This window comes from Micromonospora sp. CA-259024, from assembly GCF_050936255.1.
GTDB lineage: Bacteria > Actinomycetota > Actinomycetes > Mycobacteriales > Micromonosporaceae > Micromonospora.
Map to the genome: position 1 here is coordinate 2,915,732 of NZ_JBNJND010000001.1, position 14,786 is coordinate 2,930,517.

Below are 14,786 nucleotides of genomic sequence, written 5' to 3' on the forward strand. Positions count from 1 at the left end.
CTAGCAACACTCGGCTGCTCAGGCGGCGTAGACGGCGGTGGCGTCGTCGCTGCGCTCGTTGCGTGCCCAATTCATGCAGGACGGGTCGGCAGCCTCGATGGCGCGGACGCGGCTGATCAGCTCGGTCGGGCCGTCCTGCTCCAGGACGTCGAGTACGTCGGGCCAGTCGAGCAGACCGAACAGGGCCACCAGTCGGGCGGCTCCGTCGGTCAGCACGGCCGCCGCTACTCCACGACCTTCCGAATCCTGCGCGACGCCCGCGTCATCTGGCGACGCACCGAAACCGGCCATGAATACGCCGACCAGACCGAGGACGAGACGACGCTGATCGTCGGACTGCTCACCTACGCCGGGTCCGGCTGGCGCACCACCGGAGACGCGCTGCTTGCCACTACCGCCGCCGCCGGGGCCCGCGAGAGGCACGAGGTAGCCCGCGACGAGTACGCCGCCGTGGCCTGACCTGCCGCAGCAATTAGTGACCTCGGTCCCGGCGGAGGAAGCACGACAGCAGTTGCCTGAACTCGTGCGGGTGCTCGATCGCCGGCACGTGCCCGCATCGGCCGAGCACGTGCAGACGGACATCGGCCAGGTGTTCGAGCAGGGGCTGGGCTGCCGTCCCGAGCGGGGTGACTCGGTCCTCGGCGCCGTGAACGAGCAGCACGGGCGCGCGAACCGCTGCCAGCGTTTGCGCCGAGAGGGTGAGCTCGTCGACCCATCGTGCCCTGGGTGGAGGGAACAACGACGCGAACGCGGCCGCCCCCGCTCGCATCGCAGCTGCACGGGCATCGACGGCCGAATCGGTCACGAGCGCTTGGTCGAGGACGAGGCGACTCAGCATGTCTCGTGCCCCGAGCGGGCCGGCGGGGGCGGCCCAGACCGCGTCGAGCTCGGCGGACAGCGGCGCCCCGGGGGCGCCCATCGTCGAGACCGCCACGACACGGATGACCTGCTGGGGGCGCGCGGCCGCCAACGCCAGCGCCACGGCACCGCCCATGGAGTGACCCACCACGGCGTAGTACTCGATACCGAGAGCATCCATCAGGCCCGCGGCCTGCTCCGTCCACAGCCGGAGCCCACCCCTGGAGCCCGCCGGGATGGGTGTACGGCCGAACCCCGCCTGGTCAGGAGCCACCAGGTGCCAGGACGTGCCCAGCGCCTGCGCCGTCGTTGCCCAGGCGCCGGACCCGGTCGTGCCGGGTCCGGAGCCGTGCAGCATCAACACCGCGGGCCCGGTGCCGCTCTCCAGGACGTGGACGGGCGAACCGTCGACTGTGACGGTCCGAAGTGCCGTCACCGGGGCAGCCCCGATGTGCTCATGCCGATGCGGGGTTGACGGACTTCGAAAAGACCTCCATCATCGCCCGGCCGAATTGCGGCATGTCGGGCCACCCGCGGCAGGAGACGAGGTTGCCGTCCACGACGTCGGGAGCGTCGATGACCGTCGCGCCCGCGTTCTCCATGTCACCGGTGATGGGCGGGAAGCACGCCGTCTTTCGACCCTTCAGTAGCCCGTACACCGCTGGTACCTGCGCGCCGTGGCACACCAGCGCGATGGGGAGGTTGAGCGCGAAGAAGTGCTCGGTGATGCGCCTGACGTCGGCGTCGACCCGGATCCACTCGGGGGCACGTCCCCCGGGGATGATGAGGGCGTCGTAGCGCTCGACGTCGACCTCGGCCCAGGGCACGTCGACCGGCAGCTTCCGGCCGTTCTTCTCCACGTAGGCGTCGGAGTTGGGGTCGAACTCGTGGATGACCAGTTGCACGTCACGCATCGTCCGTGACGAGACGTCAACGTCCCAGCCGCCCTCCTGCACGCGATAGTAGGGATACATGGTGTCGAGCTCCTCGGCGGCGTCGCCGGTCAGGAGCAGCGCTCTGGGCACCTGCTTCTCCTCGCATTGTGGGTGGGTGAGGTAGATCCAATCCGATCCGATCCGATCCGACCGAGTCAGCATTCCTCGGCCCAGCCCACCCGTCAAGCCTCTACCGCCATTCCGTCCGCGTCCCTGACCTCGTCGAACAACCGTCGGAAACGCTCGCCCGACCGCAGGATGTGCCGACGCATCGCGTAGGCGGCGGCGTCCGGGTCACGCGCGGCGATCGCGGCCACAATGTCCTCATGCTCGGCCATGGCCAGGTGAGTGACCTGGGTGTCGTGGTGAAGCCGGAAGAGGTGCACGTGGCTGTGCAGGCGAGCGAGCGCTTCACGGATGACCTGGTTCTCCGCGCTCAGGGCGACGAGATCGTGAAAAGCGGCGTCACGTAGCCCGAAGGCGCCATAGGCCATCGGCCCGTTGCCCCCCTCCAGCTCCGCCATTTCCTCCAGCATTCGTCGCAGACCGGCCACCTGCCCCGAGGACGCGCGTTCCGCGGATCTGCGCGCCGCCGCCGGCTCGAGGAGCAGGCGGACCTCGAGCATGTCCTCGAATCGGTGGCGGGTGATTTGGGGAGGAATGCGGTAGCCGGCATGGGGCACACGCACGACCAGGCCCTCGGCCTCCATGCGGTTCAGAGCGTCTCGGATCGGCGTCTGCGAGACCCCCAGCTCTCGCGCCAGGACGTCGATCGTGACGCGGGAGCCAGGCTCGATCCGTAGCGACATCAGCTGTCCGAGCAGCGTGTCGTACACCTCGTCGGCAAGCCGGCCACCAGATCTTCCCGGCGGCGTTCCGCCCGTCACGGCCCTGCGGCCCCGCGCGATCATCGCTTCGTCGTCCATCGTGACGTGAGGTCCTTTCTTGCACCTTCGGGAACCTGTTGACATCAGTCACAAGGCTGCGACATGCTGACGCCCCCACTCGATCGTATAGGAAAAGTGACGGATGCCTGGCATCCTCCACCATCGCGGAACCGCCCGCGATCGCTCTACTTCGATCACCTGGAGCCCCCATGAGCATGTTCGACGTCCTGCTCGGTTCGTCCCCGGGCCGTAGATGGGCCGAAGGACTTCTCGACAGCACGAAGACCCGGTACATCGCGGCGTACTCGTGACGCCGGTCCGCGGGTCGGCCCCCGCGACAGCCCGGCAACACGCCTGAACAACCCAGCAACTGCTCGGCGAAGCACATAGCGAGGTTCTAGAAGTCCCCACCCAGAAAGCAGGCATAAAAATGCGCTATCCGAAGCGAATAGGAAGAATGTCCGCTCCCAGCCGAAAGGTACGGCTGGCGACGGCGGCCATGCTGCTGGTGGCCACGACCGTAACGGCTTGCGGTGATGGCAAGGACGACGGCGGGAAGGCGAGCGCCCCCAAGGCGCCGGCGACCATCCCGGAGCTCACCAAGGACCCGCTGACCCTCAGCTTCATCTGGTTCGAATGGCCCCCCGCCCAGGCACTGGAAGCCTTCGCGAACGCGGAGTACAAAAAGGAGCGGCCGAACACGACCATCAAGGTCAACACCGTGCCGAACGCGAACTGGCACGACGCGATGTTCACCCAGTTCGCGGCGCGCAAGACCGACTTCGACATCGCGGTCCTGGATTCGCAACACATCGGCGAGGCCGTGACGAACGGCAACATCCTCGACATCACCGACTTCGTCAAGAGCAACATCGACGTCACGGCCTACAACCCGTACCTCCTGGCGGCCTACGGCCAGTTCCCCCAGGCGGAGACCGGCAAGCGGGACGAAAACGCCAGCCTGTACGGACTGCCGCTGCTCGGCGACACCTGGACGATGATCTACCGCAAGGACCTGATCGGCGACAAGCCACCGCAGACCTGGGACCAGATGATCTCAGCCGCCGAGAGGTGCCAGGCGGACAATCCTGGCGTCAGCGGGCTGGCTTTCCACCAGGCCAACGGCTCCGACGCCGCGGCCGTAACCTACAACACGGTCAACGGCGTCTACGGCGGCAACCTCTGGGACTCCAAGACGCGCAAGATCGAGGGCGTCATCAACGACACCGCCGGCCAGGAGGCGATGGACGTCCTGGTCAACAAGATGAAGCCGCTGACCGCCAAGGGCTCCGGCAACTGGTTCATCGACGAGGTGAACGCGGCGGTCGCCCAGGGCAAGGCATGCATCGCGTTCAACTGGATCGCCGCGAGCGGCGGCCTGCTCGATCCGAAGCAGTCGACGCTCGGCACCACGCGGGAGCAGATTCTCGACAAGCTGGGTTTTGCCACCCTGCCGAGCCAGAAGACGAACCTGGTCCCTCTCGGCGGTATGGGGATGCACGTGTCTGCCTACTCCGCCGCGGCAAACCAGGCCGAGGCCCTGAACTTCATGAAGTGGTTCGAGCGGGCTGACATCCAGAAGAAGTGGGCCGCGGCCGGTGGCGTGCCATCGCGTACGGACGCCCTGGAGTCACCCGAGTTCCTCAATGCCGGGCCGTTCAACCAGGTGTACACCGACTCGGTTCCGCGGATGCGGGACATGTGGAACGTGCCCGAGTACGCGCGCCTCGTCGACATTGAGAACACCAACGTGAACGCGGCTCTCAACGGCGCGAAGAAGCCGAAGGATGCGCTCGACGACATCGCCAAGGAGCAGCAGGGCGTTCTCGACTCGAGCAGCCGCAAGGGTGGCGGCGGACTGTGAGTGACCCCGTCCCTCTGACGACCGACGATCCCGGGCAGGTGGCGTCTGCGAGGCCACCTGCCGGGGGCCGGTCCCCTCGGCTGAGCGACCGCGGGCTCGCCGTGGCCTTCATCTCCCCCGCGATGCTGCTGTTGCTCGCCATGTCGGTGTTCCCGTTGCTGTGGGCGTTGTACCTGTCTTTCACCGACTACTCGGCCACCCGCGGGGGGCCCGCCAATGTCATCGGATTCGGGAACTACACCGCCATCCTGACGTCGGCGCAGGTCCACACGAGGGCCTTGACGACGTTGATCTACGTGGTCGGCGCGGTCGGCCTGCAGACCGTGCTCGGATTCGGCATCGCCTACCTGATCTCACGGCGCACGCACGGGCGAGGAGTGCTGACCACTCTGTTCCTGGTTCCGATGATGCTGTCGCCGGTCGTGGTCGGGCTGTTCTGGCGATTCATGCTCGACGCGCAGTTCGGCGTGGTCAACAGCATGCTCGGCTCGCTCGGCCTGGGGCAGGTGGAGTGGCTCACCCGACAGCGAACGGCATTGCTTTCCCTGATCGTGGTCGACACCTGGCAATGGACGCCGTTCATCATGCTCATCGCACTCGCGGGCCTTACCGCGGTTCCCAAGTACCTCTACGAGGCCGCCTCGATCGACCGGGCGTCCGAGTGGTTCCGGTTCCGCACCATCACCCTTCCGCTGGTGTGGCCACTGCTTCTCATTGCCGTGATGTTCAGGGCCATCGAGGCCTTCCGGCTGTTCGACCTCGTCTACATCCTCACCAACGGAGGCCCGGGTGTCTCGACCGAGACGTTGTCGTTCCACATCTACAAGGTCGCGTTCCTGGGCTTCAACACCGGAACCGCCTCGGCGTACGGGATCCTCATGGTCCTCGTCGTCATCGTCCTCACGCAGCTTTACCTGCGCTACCTGAACAAGCTCAAGGAGGGCTGATGGCCGTCTCCGTCGACGAGGCCGTGTCCGCAGGTCCTGCCCGGGATCACACGCCTCCCGCGCGCCGCCTTCGCGGCCGGGGCCGCTCCGCGCTGGAGGTCGCGCTGCTGGCCGTACTGGCCGTCGTGATGCTCTTCCCGGTGCTGTGGATGATCGAGACGTCCATCAAGGAGAACCGGGACGTCTACGCCATCCCGGCCAAGTTCTTCGACTTCAAGATCACTCTGGACCATTACAAGGACGTGTTCGTCGCCCCCGACGGCGGTCGCTCGGCCTTGTCCGTCTCGTTTCTCAACTCCGTCCTGGTCGCCGGAGCTTCCACGGTGCTGGCCACCGTGCTGGGGGTCCCGGCGGCTTGGGCCTACTCACGCTTCGCCGTGAAGGCCAAGAAGGACCAACTGTTCTTCATCCTGTCCACGCGCTTCATGCCGCCCGTGGTGGTCGTGATCCCGATCTTCCTCATGTACCGCCAGGTCGGACTCATCGACAACAAGCTCGGCCTGATCCTGATCTACGCCGCGTTCAATGTCCCGTTCACGATCTGGATGATGAAGGGGTTCGTCGACGAGGTGCCCGCGGAGTACGAGGATGCCGCCATGCTCGACGGCTACACCCGTTTGCAGGCGTTCCGGCGATTCACCCTTCCCCTGCTCGTGCCCGGCATCGCCGCGACGGCGGTCTTCGCACTCATCTTCTCGTGGAACGAGTTCGTGTTCGCGACCTTCCTCACCTCCAGCGACGACGTCCGGACGGCCCCACCCGCCATCGCCGGCCTCATCGGCGGCACCACTACGGACTGGGGTCTCGTTGCCGCCGCCTCCGCGGTGTTCGCCCTACCGGTGCTCGTCTTCGCGTACCTGGTGCGCAAGCACCTCATCGCCGGTGTGACGCTCGGGGCGGTGCGACGCTGATGGCGGGCATCGAGGTGACCGCCCTGCACAAGCGCTACCCGGACGGGACGGTCGCAGTTGACCACGTAGACCTGTCCATCGGCCACGGCGAGCTGTTCGTGATGCTCGGCCCTTCGGGTTGCGGCAAGACGACCACGCTGCGGGCCATAGCCGGCCTGGAGAGGCAGACGACGGGCGACATCCGCATCGGCGACACGCTGGTCAACGACCTGCCGCCCGCCGAGCGCGACATCGCCATGGTGTTCCAGTTCTACGCCCTCTACCCGCATCTGAAAACCCGCGACAACCTGGCGTTCCCGCTGCGGGCAGAGGGACTGCCCAAGCCGGAGGTGCACGAGCGGGTCAACGAGGCTGCCCGGCTGATGCGGCTTGGTCCGCTCCTGGACCGGCGACCCCGCCAGCTGTCCGGCGGGGAGCAGCAGCGCGTCGCGCTCGCTCGGGCCCTGGTGCGACGACCGCGCGCATTCCTCATGGACGAACCTCTCACCAATCTGGACGCGGAGCTGAGGGCGGACATGCGCACGGAGATCAAGCACCTGCAGGGGGAGCTGGGCGCGACGATGGTCTACGTCACCCACGACCAGGTCGAGGCGATGTCGCTCGGTCACCGAATCGCCATCCTCAACAAGGGCCGTGTCGAGCAGATCGGCACCCCGCTGGAAGTTTACGACCGTCCGGCGAGTCTTTTCTGCGCCGCATTCATCGGCTCCCCGCCGATGAATCTCATTGAGGTAGAGGTGGCCGACGGGAAGCTACGCAGTCAGGGCGGACTGGTCCTCACGCCACCGCCAGGCCTGCCGCGCGACCGTCGCCTGGTCGCGGGCGTCCGGCCGGAGGCGCTGGAAGTCACCGAACCAGGGGCGGAACGGTCGGTCCCGGCCCGGGTGGTCTCGGCGGAGTGGCTGGGCGACGAAATCATCTACGTGGTCGACCACGGCGGCCAGCGCGACGTACGGGTTCGGATGCCACCGACTGTCCGTTTCGCCGCTGACGCAACGGTCGGGTTGCGGCACACCGGCGGGACCCCGGCGGTCTACGACGTGAGCACGGAAGAACTGGTGGCCTGATGGGAATCGTGGCAGTGCACGGGCTGCGCAAGTCCTTCGGAAAAGTCCAGGCCCTGGACGGGGTGACGCTGGACGTGCCGGACGGCTCGTTCTTCGTCGTGCTCGGGCCCTCCGGGGCAGGCAAGACGACGACCCTGCGAGCGATCGCCGGCCTTGACAAGCTTGACGCCGGCTCGGTGCATCTGGACGGCAGGGACGCGACCGGTGACACCCCGGCCGCACGTGACCTGGCCATGGTCTTCCAGAGCTACGCCCTCTACCCGCGACACACGGTGTACGAGAACATCGCTTCGCCGCTGCGGGCACGCCGCTGTTCTTCGAGCGAGATCGCCGCTGCCGTCGAGCAGATGTCGAGCCTGCTGCACATCGAACGTCTGCTGCAGCGTCGTCCCGCCCAGTTGTCGGGTGGTGAGATGCAGCGTGTCGCCCTGGCCCGGGCGCTGGTCCGTCGCCCGCGCGCGTTTCTCATGGACGAGCCGCTGACGAACCTCGACCTCAAGCTCCGCGTCGAGATGCGTACCGAACTCACCCGCATCCACCGGAGCCTCGGAGCGACCTTCGTCTACGTGACCAACGACCAGGTCGAGGCCCTGTCCATGGCCGACCAGGTCGCGGTCCTCAAGGAGGGGAAGGTGCAACAGGTCGGAACGCCGACCGAGGTGTACGAGCGTCCAGCCAACCAGTGGGTCGCAGGATTCGTCGGGAGCCCGCCGATCAGCCTGCTCGCCTGCCATGCCGAGGGAGATCGTCTGGTCGGTGCGGAAGGCTGGACGCTGCCGCGGCCCCGCTGGACCACGGCTGAGGACGGTCGTGAGCTGCTGCTGGGCCTGCGCGCGGAGGACCTGTCCGTCGAGCAGCGTGGGAACGCGTCGTTGTCGGGTGAGCTCTACGGGCTTGAGCCGCTCGGTGACCGAACGGTGGTCGACGTCCGAGTGGGGACGGAGATCCTCAAGGTCAAGGCACGACCCACCGTCACCGGTACGCCGGGCGAGCGGCTGCTTGTCACGGTCGACCTGGATCGTGCGCACCTGTTCGATGCGGGCACCGGGCTGTCGCTGTCCGAGGCTGGGCGGTAACGGCGCCGGGCGGCGCCGGCGACATGCGCCCGCACGTGGCAATCGAGCCTCGGCGGACCGTCACCAGTGCCCACGGCATGACGACGCTGAGACGGCCGTGGCCCGCGAAGGCGATCGGTGGCGCGGGGCGTCGCCCCGCAGACCGGGCCGAGGCCACATTCGACCCGCCCGGCAACCTCGCCCCGGACGAGGGCGTGTGACCCGTCCGTCTACGCGCACAGGCAACCGCTGAGGCACGCCGGACATCACCAAGAAGATCACAGGAGGCGACGCAATGAGTGACCCGATGAACGTCCTGGCCCCCGAGCACCGGCGGCTCCGGATCGGCGACGCCTGGCGCGACGCCGCAAGCGAAGCCACCTTTGCCGTCGAGGACCCGGCCACCGGCAAGACCATCGCCGAGGTGGCGGACGCCGACGCCGTTGACGGGCTCGCCGCTCTGGACGCGGCGAGCAAGGCGATGGCGGCGTGGGCGGCGACCCCGCCTCGGAAACGGTCGGAGTTGTTGACCGCGACGTACCGGGCACTGACCGAGCGATCCGAGGAGGTCGCCCGGCTGATTACGCTCGAGATGGGCAAGCCGCTCGCCGAGGCTCGGGGAGAGGTAACCTACGGCGCCGAGTTCTTCCGTTGGTTCGCCGAGGAGGCGGTGCGCGTCGAGGGGCGCTACAGCACCGCTCCCGCAGGTGGATATCGCATCCTCACCGTGCCGAAGCCGGTCGGACCGTGCGTCTTCGTGACGCCCTGGAACTTTCCGTTGGCCATGGGTGCCCGCAAGATCGCTCCTGCGCTGGCTGCGGGCTGCACGACGATCACCAAGCCAGCAGCCCAGACGCCACTCACCATGCTGTTCCTGGCCCGCATCATGGAGGAGGTCGGCGTTCCCCCGGGCGTCGTCAACGTGGTGACCACCAAGCGTGCCGGCGAGGTGGTCTCAGCACTGCTAGCCGACAGTCGGACCCGCAAGCTTTCGTTCACCGGATCGACCGAGGTCGGGCGCGTGCTGCTCCGACAGGCTGCGGACAACGTGCTGCGCACCTCCATGGAACTGGGCGGCAACGCGGCCTTGATCGTGTGTGCCGACGCTGACCTGGATGTCGCGCTCGACGGTGCCATGGTGGCCAAGATGCGCAACATCGGGGAGTCCTGCATCGCGGCCAACCGGATCTACGTCGAGGAGCCGGTGCGCGAGGAGTTCACGGCGCGCTTCGCCGAGCGGATGGGCGCGCTTTCGGTGGGCCATGGTCTCGACGACGGCGTGGACGTCGGGGCGTTGATCGACGAGGCCTCGGTCACCAAGATTGACGAGCTCGTCGCCGACGCGGTCGATCGCGGCGCCCGGGTCTTGGTGGGCGGCGAGCGTCCGGATGGGCCGGGCCACTTCTACCCGCCTACGGTCCTCGTCGACGTGCCCGAAGATGCGCGGATGCTGGAGGCGGAGATCTTCGGTCCGGTGGCGCCGATCATCTCGTTCACGTCCGACGACGAGGTGATGGCGAAGGCCAACGACACCGAGCACGGCCTGGCCGGATACATCTTCACCCGTGACCTCCAGCGGGCGCTCCGGTTCACCGAGGGGCTGGATACGGGGATGCTCGGCATCAACCGTGGTCTGATATCGGACCCGTCAGCTCCGTTCGGAGGCGTGAAGCAGTCCGGGATCGGCAGGGAGGGGTCGCACGAGGGCATCTTCGAGTACCTCGACCTCACCTACGTGGCGATCGACCTACCATGACCGGCCTGCTGCTCCGGGCGCCCGCCGAGGATCACCGCGCCCTGTGCACACACGACCTGACCGGCCTCCACCCGGCGGGCGGGACCCGGACTCGTACCGCCCTTGGCGACGATGTCCGCGGGACCCGCGACCCGACCCACCCGTCCTGCAAGGGCGACGTCTTCATCGCGATGGAGCCGAGGGCGACCGGGCACGATCGAGTCCCGGCGCTCGGCACGCGTGCCTGCGCCACCCGGGCGGCCAACCTTGCCGACGCCGTCCCGGTCTCGCAGGTGACCTGGACGTCCGCCCAGCACATCGCCGCCGACGTTCCGGAGAGGCACTGACATGCTTGAGACCGTCCGCGGACCACGCCAGCTGATAGTGGGCGAAGGGGTCGCGCAGAACATCCCACGAGTGGTGGCCGAGAGTGGCTCGCGAGTCCTCATCGTGACCGACCAGGTTCTTCTGGGGCAGCCGGGCGTGGCCGAGATCGTGGCCGCCGTGCGGGAGAAGGTCGAGGTCGTCGAGGTGTTTTCCGACGCGACCCCAGACGTGCCACTCGCCGATGTCGCCCTCGCCGTCTCGGTCGCCGCCGAGGTGGACGCCGACGTGATCCTCGCCATCGGCGGTGGCACGGTGATCGACCTCGCCAAAATCGTCGGCGTCATCCGGCGCCACGGTGGGACGCCGCGCGACTTCTACGGCGAGTCGAAGGTGCCGGGCCCGACGATTCCTCTCGTCGCGGTCCCGACGACGTCAGGCACCGGCTCCGAGCTCACACCCGTCTCGGTGTTGACCGACCCGGACCGCGAGCTGAAGGTGGGGGTTTCCAGCGTCCACATCGTGCCCGACTTCGCCATCGTCGACCCCGAACTCACCTACACCTGCCCTGCGACCGTCACCGCCCACTCCGGCATCGACGCGTTTTGTCACGCGGTGGAGAGCTACACCGCGCGACCCCGGGTCCACGGACCGCGCGATCCGGTGGAGCAGGTGTTCCTCGGCCGCAACGCGATCACCGACCACTACGCGCTCCGGGCCGCGGAGCGGATCGCCCGTAGCTTGCGTCGTGCTGTCAGGGACGGAGGCGACACGGACGCGCGCGCGGACATGTCCTATGGGTCCATGCTCGCCGGTCTCGCGTTTTCCCACGCGGGCAACGCGGCCCCGCACGCTCTCCAGTACCCCATCGGCGCAGCCACGCACACGCCGCACGGCCTGGGCGTCGGGCTGCTACTGCCCTACGCGCTGGACGCGGCCAGGGATGCCATCGGCGACCGGTTGGCCATCCTCGCCGGGGTGTGCGGGCTCGACGTGACCGACGCCTCGGAGGCCGAGGCCGCAGATACGTTCCTCACCTGGCTCGACGGGCTCCTTGCCGACATCGGCATCCCTCCCACCTTGGCGGACATCGGCGTGGCACGCGCCGACCTCCCGCGCTTCGCGGAGATGGCCAGTGGCGTCACCCGCTTGATCCAGAACCATCCAGGCCCGACCGACACCGCCAGCCTGACCGCGATCCTCGAAGCGGCCTGGACCGGGGAGCGGACCCGACACGTCCTGACTCCGAGCAGAGATAGTGACCGGCCATTCACATGACGACGAGTTCCCTGCCCCACCCTGGGTGTCGGAATGCTCGGCTACGCCGTCGCGCCGACGTCGCAGCCTTCCTCGGGTCACTCACCCCGACCAGGCAGTAATGCTGATCCGCCCCGGATGATCGTTCGTCGGATCATGCCGTGGCTCCGAATGTGCTCAATCGGTGTCCGGCAAACGCTCCCGCGAGTACGGGTGATCGGGGATCAGCACCATCTCGTGCGCTGGGTCGTAGGCTATCGGACCAAAGACCCGCGGATCCCGTTTCACTTCCTCCCGTGCTGCTGCATTCCGCCGTGCAGTTCGCTCTCGATGTGCTGACTAACCCTGCCGGCGAGGGGCCGGGAGGATCAGCCGTCGGTGAGACGTATCTGCCAGGAGACGCTGGCACAGCCGGCCCCGGTGTCGGTGACCTCGGCCACCCCCGAAGGGCCGACCCGCTCGACCACGTAGTCGTCGAGCTGGTGGAACCGGGCCAACTCGTCCACTTCAGTGCCGTCCAGGCGGCCGGCGATGAGGACGTCCTCGGGATCGAGGCTGTCCAGCTCCATGGCGAGGCTGTCTACATCGTCGTCCACGTAAGCCTCCGGGCGCCTCCAGATCTCCGACGCTCGACCAGCCGTCTCGGCTGTTGCGGCCACGACGGCCAGCGCGCTGTCGAGGAGGGACACCCGCAGCTGCTCGGTGTCGAACGGGGCAGAACGATCCGCGTAGTGCCCGGTCCCACAGCGTCCGTCAACACCCGATTCTCGTCACCTGTCACCACCTCAACGGTGAGGTCCTGCGTTTTTATCAAGATCATTATCGAGCCGCCACCCCCGCGGGTTCACGCGAACTGAAGGTGGGTGAGGACGGACTAAGGCCTCCGCTTGGCCCTTACGCTTGGCGGAACCGCGGGTTCCGGCGAACTGCGGACCGCCTCGTCGATGTCGTGCTCGGTGATGAGTGCGGGAAACCAGCTGACGTCCTCAGGGGTGCCGTCCTGAGTGCCGTGGTTGTTGTTGGCCATGTCAGCGGCCTGTTGTGCATCGTTGAGGGTGGTCAGCAGCGCAGCATCCCCCGGCCGGATGCCGAGCGTGTCGAGTGTCTGGGTATCCAACCGGTAGCAGAGCCAGCTGTGGAAGCGGCCGGCGTCAAAGCCGAGTACCTCGAATCCGAGAATCGTGCCGGGTGGAGCGGCCGCAGATTGCGCGAGGTTCATCCGGATTGGATGCGGAAGGTCGCCGATCCACATCTCGATCATGGTCGCCAGCTCGGTGGCCACCGTTGCCGCCACGCTCATGCTCAGCACGTGAGCGGTGCGGGACTCCGAAGGCGCATGCCTGACGGCATTAGCTGCCTGTTGGAAGGATCGGTGCCACGGCTCGAACAGAGACTGTTGCCACGGCTCGATGTCCCGGTCCGTCGGGACAAAATGGGCGAGGCAGTCGCTGACAGTGGGGACGACGCGCGGTAGGTCGGCGGTCCAGTCCTGTCCGGCTGGCATCCAGCGGAAGCCAGCCACGAACCCGGCCAGCGTGTAGCTCTCGGTGCGCGTCACGTGCTCATGATCGACGAAGCCGAGGTCCGACACAGAGGATTATTCGCTGGTGTGCCGTTCCGGATTGGATTCCAGGAGACGGCGGGCAGTGGTGGCGTAGCGGATCGCGGTCTTGGCGTCGATACCGAAGACCGCAGCCAGGCGCACCGGGTCACCGCCGTGGGCGAGTTTTCGAGTTGTCGGTCTCCGCACAGACGCTCCAGGTAGGGCGGTGTGGCTGCGGAGCACGTTCTTGGTCCAGAAGGTGCTCAGCGGGTCGACCTCCGTCGCGGTCTGCTGGTTCATCAGGAGGTATGGATTCGCGGTGCCTGGCCAGCGGCGGTTCCGGTGATCCAGCCACTGGTGCGGGGGTTGGTGGGTGAGGTCATCCAGTGGCCGGACCCAGCCGGCGACGACGCTGTGCCAGTTGCCGAGGTCGACGTCGTCAAGGCGCAGCGCGCGGATCTGACTGGTGCGCGCACAGCGTGCATTGCGGCCAAGGCGAGCACGAGCCGGCCGCAGGGGTGGTCGCGGCGGCGACGGCCTGGTCGACGTTCGCTTCACGGTTGCGGCCAGGGCGGCATCGATGAAGCAGCCAAGTGACCAGGTCCACTCACCTCCATCGGATCGACGACAGATCATGTGCTACGGTAGCCGAGTTGCAGTTTTGATTTCCGTAGACGTTTTCCAGCGCCTGATGGGGCATCTGAAACCCTTCCAGGCGCTTTTCGTTTTTCGTGTCGTTTCGACGCGGGTGATCAACGCGGCGGCGTAAGGGTCCGCACAGTGCGGTCTCTAACAGCCTGCGAGGAGCAGACATGACTACAGGTACCGTGAAGTGGTTCAACGCCGACAAGGGCTTCGGCTTCATCAGCCCGGACGACGGCGGCGCCGACGTCTTCGCCCACTTCTCCGCGATCTCGGCGAGCGGCTTCCGCAGCCTCGACGAGAATCAGAAGGTGGAGTTCGACATCACCCAAGGCCAGAAGGGCCCGCAGGCGGAGAACATCCGTCCGCTCTGATCCACACTCTGCGAACGGCGGCCCGACTGATTCAGCGGGCCGCCGTTCGGCGTTTCATGCGCTCACCACGGCGTCTCAAATCGTCTGATCGGCAGAAGTCGGCCCTCTCGGTGTAGCGAGTGGTGGCGCAAACGAGCGCCGCAGCACCGACGCTGCCTGTGGCCGAAATGGATCGGCTACTCACCCTCGCAGCTGTCCAACCAGACAGCTCAGCGGACCGAGGCGATTCGAACCCACGGGAAACTCATGTCAAGCCTTCTCCTTCAAGGCTTGTCATTGGTTGTCATCTTTCGACGGCGGTTTTCGGGGGGGTAAACGGGGAGGCAGGGCGACAGGACAACGCGGAACTGACCAGGCCCCGCTCCCCCCATCGGAGGACGTCCCGTC

Annotated in this window: 17 protein-coding genes and 1 pseudogene; 11 read left to right on the forward strand and 7 right to left on the reverse strand. The window is 67.2% G+C overall.

Annotated elements, in window-relative coordinates; translation table 11 throughout:
* Positions 1-18: 18 nt before the first annotated feature.
* On the reverse strand, positions 19-216 hold the full coding sequence (locus tag ACQEUX_RS12635; RefSeq protein ID WP_433050014.1) for a hypothetical protein: 198 nt from the start codon (positions 214-216) through the stop codon (positions 19-21).
* Here ACQEUX_RS12635 and ACQEUX_RS12640 point away from each other — a divergent pair.
* Positions 217-459, forward strand: a pseudogene (locus tag ACQEUX_RS12640) (replication initiator); the annotation flags it as partial.
* Positions 460-472: 13 nt separating this feature from the next.
* Here ACQEUX_RS12640 and ACQEUX_RS12645 read toward each other — a convergent pair.
* The 3 genes from ACQEUX_RS12645 to ACQEUX_RS12655 all read right to left on the reverse strand — a co-directional run bounded on the left by ACQEUX_RS12645 (position 473) and on the right by ACQEUX_RS12655 (position 2,719).
* On the reverse strand, positions 473-1,216 hold the full coding sequence (locus ACQEUX_RS12645; RefSeq protein ID WP_433046021.1) for an alpha/beta fold hydrolase: 744 nt from the start codon (positions 1,214-1,216) through the stop codon (positions 473-475).
* A gap of 97 nt (positions 1,217-1,313) precedes the next feature.
* Entirely contained in the window at positions 1,314-1,883 is a 570-nt protein-coding gene (locus ACQEUX_RS12650; RefSeq protein ID WP_433046024.1) for a DJ-1/PfpI family protein, read from the reverse strand.
* A gap of 92 nt (positions 1,884-1,975) precedes the next feature.
* Positions 1,976-2,719, reverse strand: a complete 744-nt coding sequence (locus ACQEUX_RS12655) for a GntR family transcriptional regulator (RefSeq protein WP_433046027.1) — start codon at positions 2,717-2,719, stop codon at positions 1,976-1,978.
* 460 nt (positions 2,720-3,179) lie between these two features.
* Between ACQEUX_RS12655 and ACQEUX_RS12660 the strand changes: the two genes are divergently transcribed.
* From ACQEUX_RS12660 to ACQEUX_RS12700, 9 genes are all read left to right on the forward strand, one after another.
* A complete protein-coding gene (locus ACQEUX_RS12660) occupies positions 3,180-4,544 on the forward strand; it encodes an extracellular solute-binding protein (RefSeq protein WP_433046030.1) in 1,365 nt (454 codons plus the stop codon).
* A gap of 101 nt (positions 4,545-4,645) precedes the next feature.
* Positions 4,646-5,491 carry a carbohydrate ABC transporter permease gene (locus ACQEUX_RS12665; RefSeq protein WP_433046033.1) on the forward strand — a complete coding sequence of 282 codons (846 nt, stop codon included), beginning with the start codon at positions 4,646-4,648 and terminating at the stop codon, positions 5,489-5,491.
* Positions 5,491-6,402, forward strand: a complete 912-nt coding sequence (locus ACQEUX_RS12670) for a carbohydrate ABC transporter permease (protein WP_433046036.1) — start codon at positions 5,491-5,493, stop codon at positions 6,400-6,402. Before ACQEUX_RS12665 ends, ACQEUX_RS12670 begins: the two co-directional genes overlap by 1 nt.
* Positions 6,402-7,469, forward strand: a complete 1,068-nt coding sequence (locus ACQEUX_RS12675) for an ABC transporter ATP-binding protein (RefSeq protein WP_433046039.1) — start codon at positions 6,402-6,404, stop codon at positions 7,467-7,469. The genes ACQEUX_RS12670 and ACQEUX_RS12675 overlap by 1 nt, the downstream gene beginning before the upstream one ends.
* Entirely contained in the window at positions 7,469-8,545 is a 1,077-nt protein-coding gene (locus tag ACQEUX_RS12680; RefSeq protein ID WP_433046042.1) for an ABC transporter ATP-binding protein, read from the forward strand. Before ACQEUX_RS12675 ends, ACQEUX_RS12680 begins: the two co-directional genes overlap by 1 nt.
* A gap of 77 nt (positions 8,546-8,622) precedes the next feature.
* Complete coding sequence (locus ACQEUX_RS12685) at positions 8,623-8,745, forward strand: hypothetical protein (protein WP_433046045.1); 123 nt, start codon at positions 8,623-8,625, stop codon at positions 8,743-8,745.
* A gap of 74 nt (positions 8,746-8,819) precedes the next feature.
* Entirely contained in the window at positions 8,820-10,280 is a 1,461-nt protein-coding gene (locus ACQEUX_RS12690; protein ID WP_433046048.1) for an NAD-dependent succinate-semialdehyde dehydrogenase, read from the forward strand.
* Positions 10,277-10,606: a hypothetical protein gene (locus tag ACQEUX_RS12695; RefSeq protein ID WP_433046051.1), complete on the forward strand. Its 330-nt coding sequence runs from the start codon at positions 10,277-10,279 to the stop codon at positions 10,604-10,606. Before ACQEUX_RS12690 ends, ACQEUX_RS12695 begins: the two co-directional genes overlap by 4 nt.
* A gap of 1 nt (position 10,607) precedes the next feature.
* On the forward strand, positions 10,608-11,861 hold the full coding sequence (locus tag ACQEUX_RS12700) for an iron-containing alcohol dehydrogenase (protein WP_433046053.1): 1,254 nt from the start codon (positions 10,608-10,610) through the stop codon (positions 11,859-11,861).
* 347 nt (positions 11,862-12,208) lie between these two features.
* Here the strand turns inward: ACQEUX_RS12700 and ACQEUX_RS12705 are convergent, their stop codons facing one another.
* From ACQEUX_RS12705 to ACQEUX_RS12715, 3 genes are all read right to left on the reverse strand, one after another.
* Positions 12,209-12,436 carry a hypothetical protein gene (locus ACQEUX_RS12705; RefSeq protein WP_433046056.1) on the reverse strand — a complete coding sequence of 76 codons (228 nt, stop codon included), beginning with the start codon at positions 12,434-12,436 and terminating at the stop codon, positions 12,209-12,211.
* A 278-nt stretch (positions 12,437-12,714) separates the two neighbouring features.
* The gene (locus tag ACQEUX_RS12710) at positions 12,715-13,398 is read right to left on the reverse strand and encodes a hypothetical protein (protein ID WP_433046059.1); all 684 of its coding nucleotides are present in this window, start codon (positions 13,396-13,398) and stop codon (positions 12,715-12,717) included.
* Positions 13,399-13,437: 39 nt separating this feature from the next.
* Positions 13,438-13,683 carry a hypothetical protein gene (locus ACQEUX_RS12715; RefSeq protein ID WP_433046062.1) on the reverse strand — a complete coding sequence of 82 codons (246 nt, stop codon included), beginning with the start codon at positions 13,681-13,683 and terminating at the stop codon, positions 13,438-13,440.
* A gap of 512 nt (positions 13,684-14,195) precedes the next feature.
* Between ACQEUX_RS12715 and cspE the strand changes: the two genes are divergently transcribed.
* Positions 14,196-14,399 carry a transcription antiterminator/RNA stability regulator CspE gene (gene cspE / locus ACQEUX_RS12720; RefSeq protein ID WP_013283833.1) on the forward strand — a complete coding sequence of 68 codons (204 nt, stop codon included), beginning with the start codon at positions 14,196-14,198 and terminating at the stop codon, positions 14,397-14,399.
* Positions 14,400-14,786: the final 387 nt, after the last annotated feature.

Bases quoted from the DNA above. Each gene is read 5' to 3' on its own strand.
- ACQEUX_RS12645 (WP_433046021.1), bottom strand. From the start codon at position 1,216: ATGCTGCACGGCTCCGGACCCGGCACGACCGGGTCCGGCGCCTGGGCA.
- ACQEUX_RS12655 (WP_433046027.1), bottom strand. From the start codon at position 2,719: ATGGACGACGAAGCGATGATCGCGCGGGGCCGCAGGGCCGTGACGGGC.
- ACQEUX_RS12660 (WP_433046030.1), top strand. From the start codon at position 3,180: ATGCTGCTGGTGGCCACGACCGTAACGGCTTGCGGTGATGGCAAGGAC.
- ACQEUX_RS12670 (WP_433046036.1), top strand. From the start codon at position 5,491: ATGGCCGTCTCCGTCGACGAGGCCGTGTCCGCAGGTCCTGCCCGGGAT.
- ACQEUX_RS12675 (WP_433046039.1), top strand. From the start codon at position 6,402: ATGGCGGGCATCGAGGTGACCGCCCTGCACAAGCGCTACCCGGACGGG.
- ACQEUX_RS12680 (WP_433046042.1), top strand. From the start codon at position 7,469: ATGGGAATCGTGGCAGTGCACGGGCTGCGCAAGTCCTTCGGAAAAGTC.
- ACQEUX_RS12685 (WP_433046045.1), top strand. From the start codon at position 8,623: ATGACGACGCTGAGACGGCCGTGGCCCGCGAAGGCGATCGGTGGCGCG.
- ACQEUX_RS12690 (WP_433046048.1), top strand. From the start codon at position 8,820: ATGAGTGACCCGATGAACGTCCTGGCCCCCGAGCACCGGCGGCTCCGG.
- ACQEUX_RS12695 (WP_433046051.1), top strand. From the start codon at position 10,277: ATGACCGGCCTGCTGCTCCGGGCGCCCGCCGAGGATCACCGCGCCCTG.
- ACQEUX_RS12700 (WP_433046053.1), top strand. From the start codon at position 10,608: ATGCTTGAGACCGTCCGCGGACCACGCCAGCTGATAGTGGGCGAAGGG.
- ACQEUX_RS12715 (WP_433046062.1), bottom strand. From the start codon at position 13,683: ATGAACCAGCAGACCGCGACGGAGGTCGACCCGCTGAGCACCTTCTGG.
- cspE (WP_013283833.1), top strand. From the start codon at position 14,196: ATGACTACAGGTACCGTGAAGTGGTTCAACGCCGACAAGGGCTTCGGC.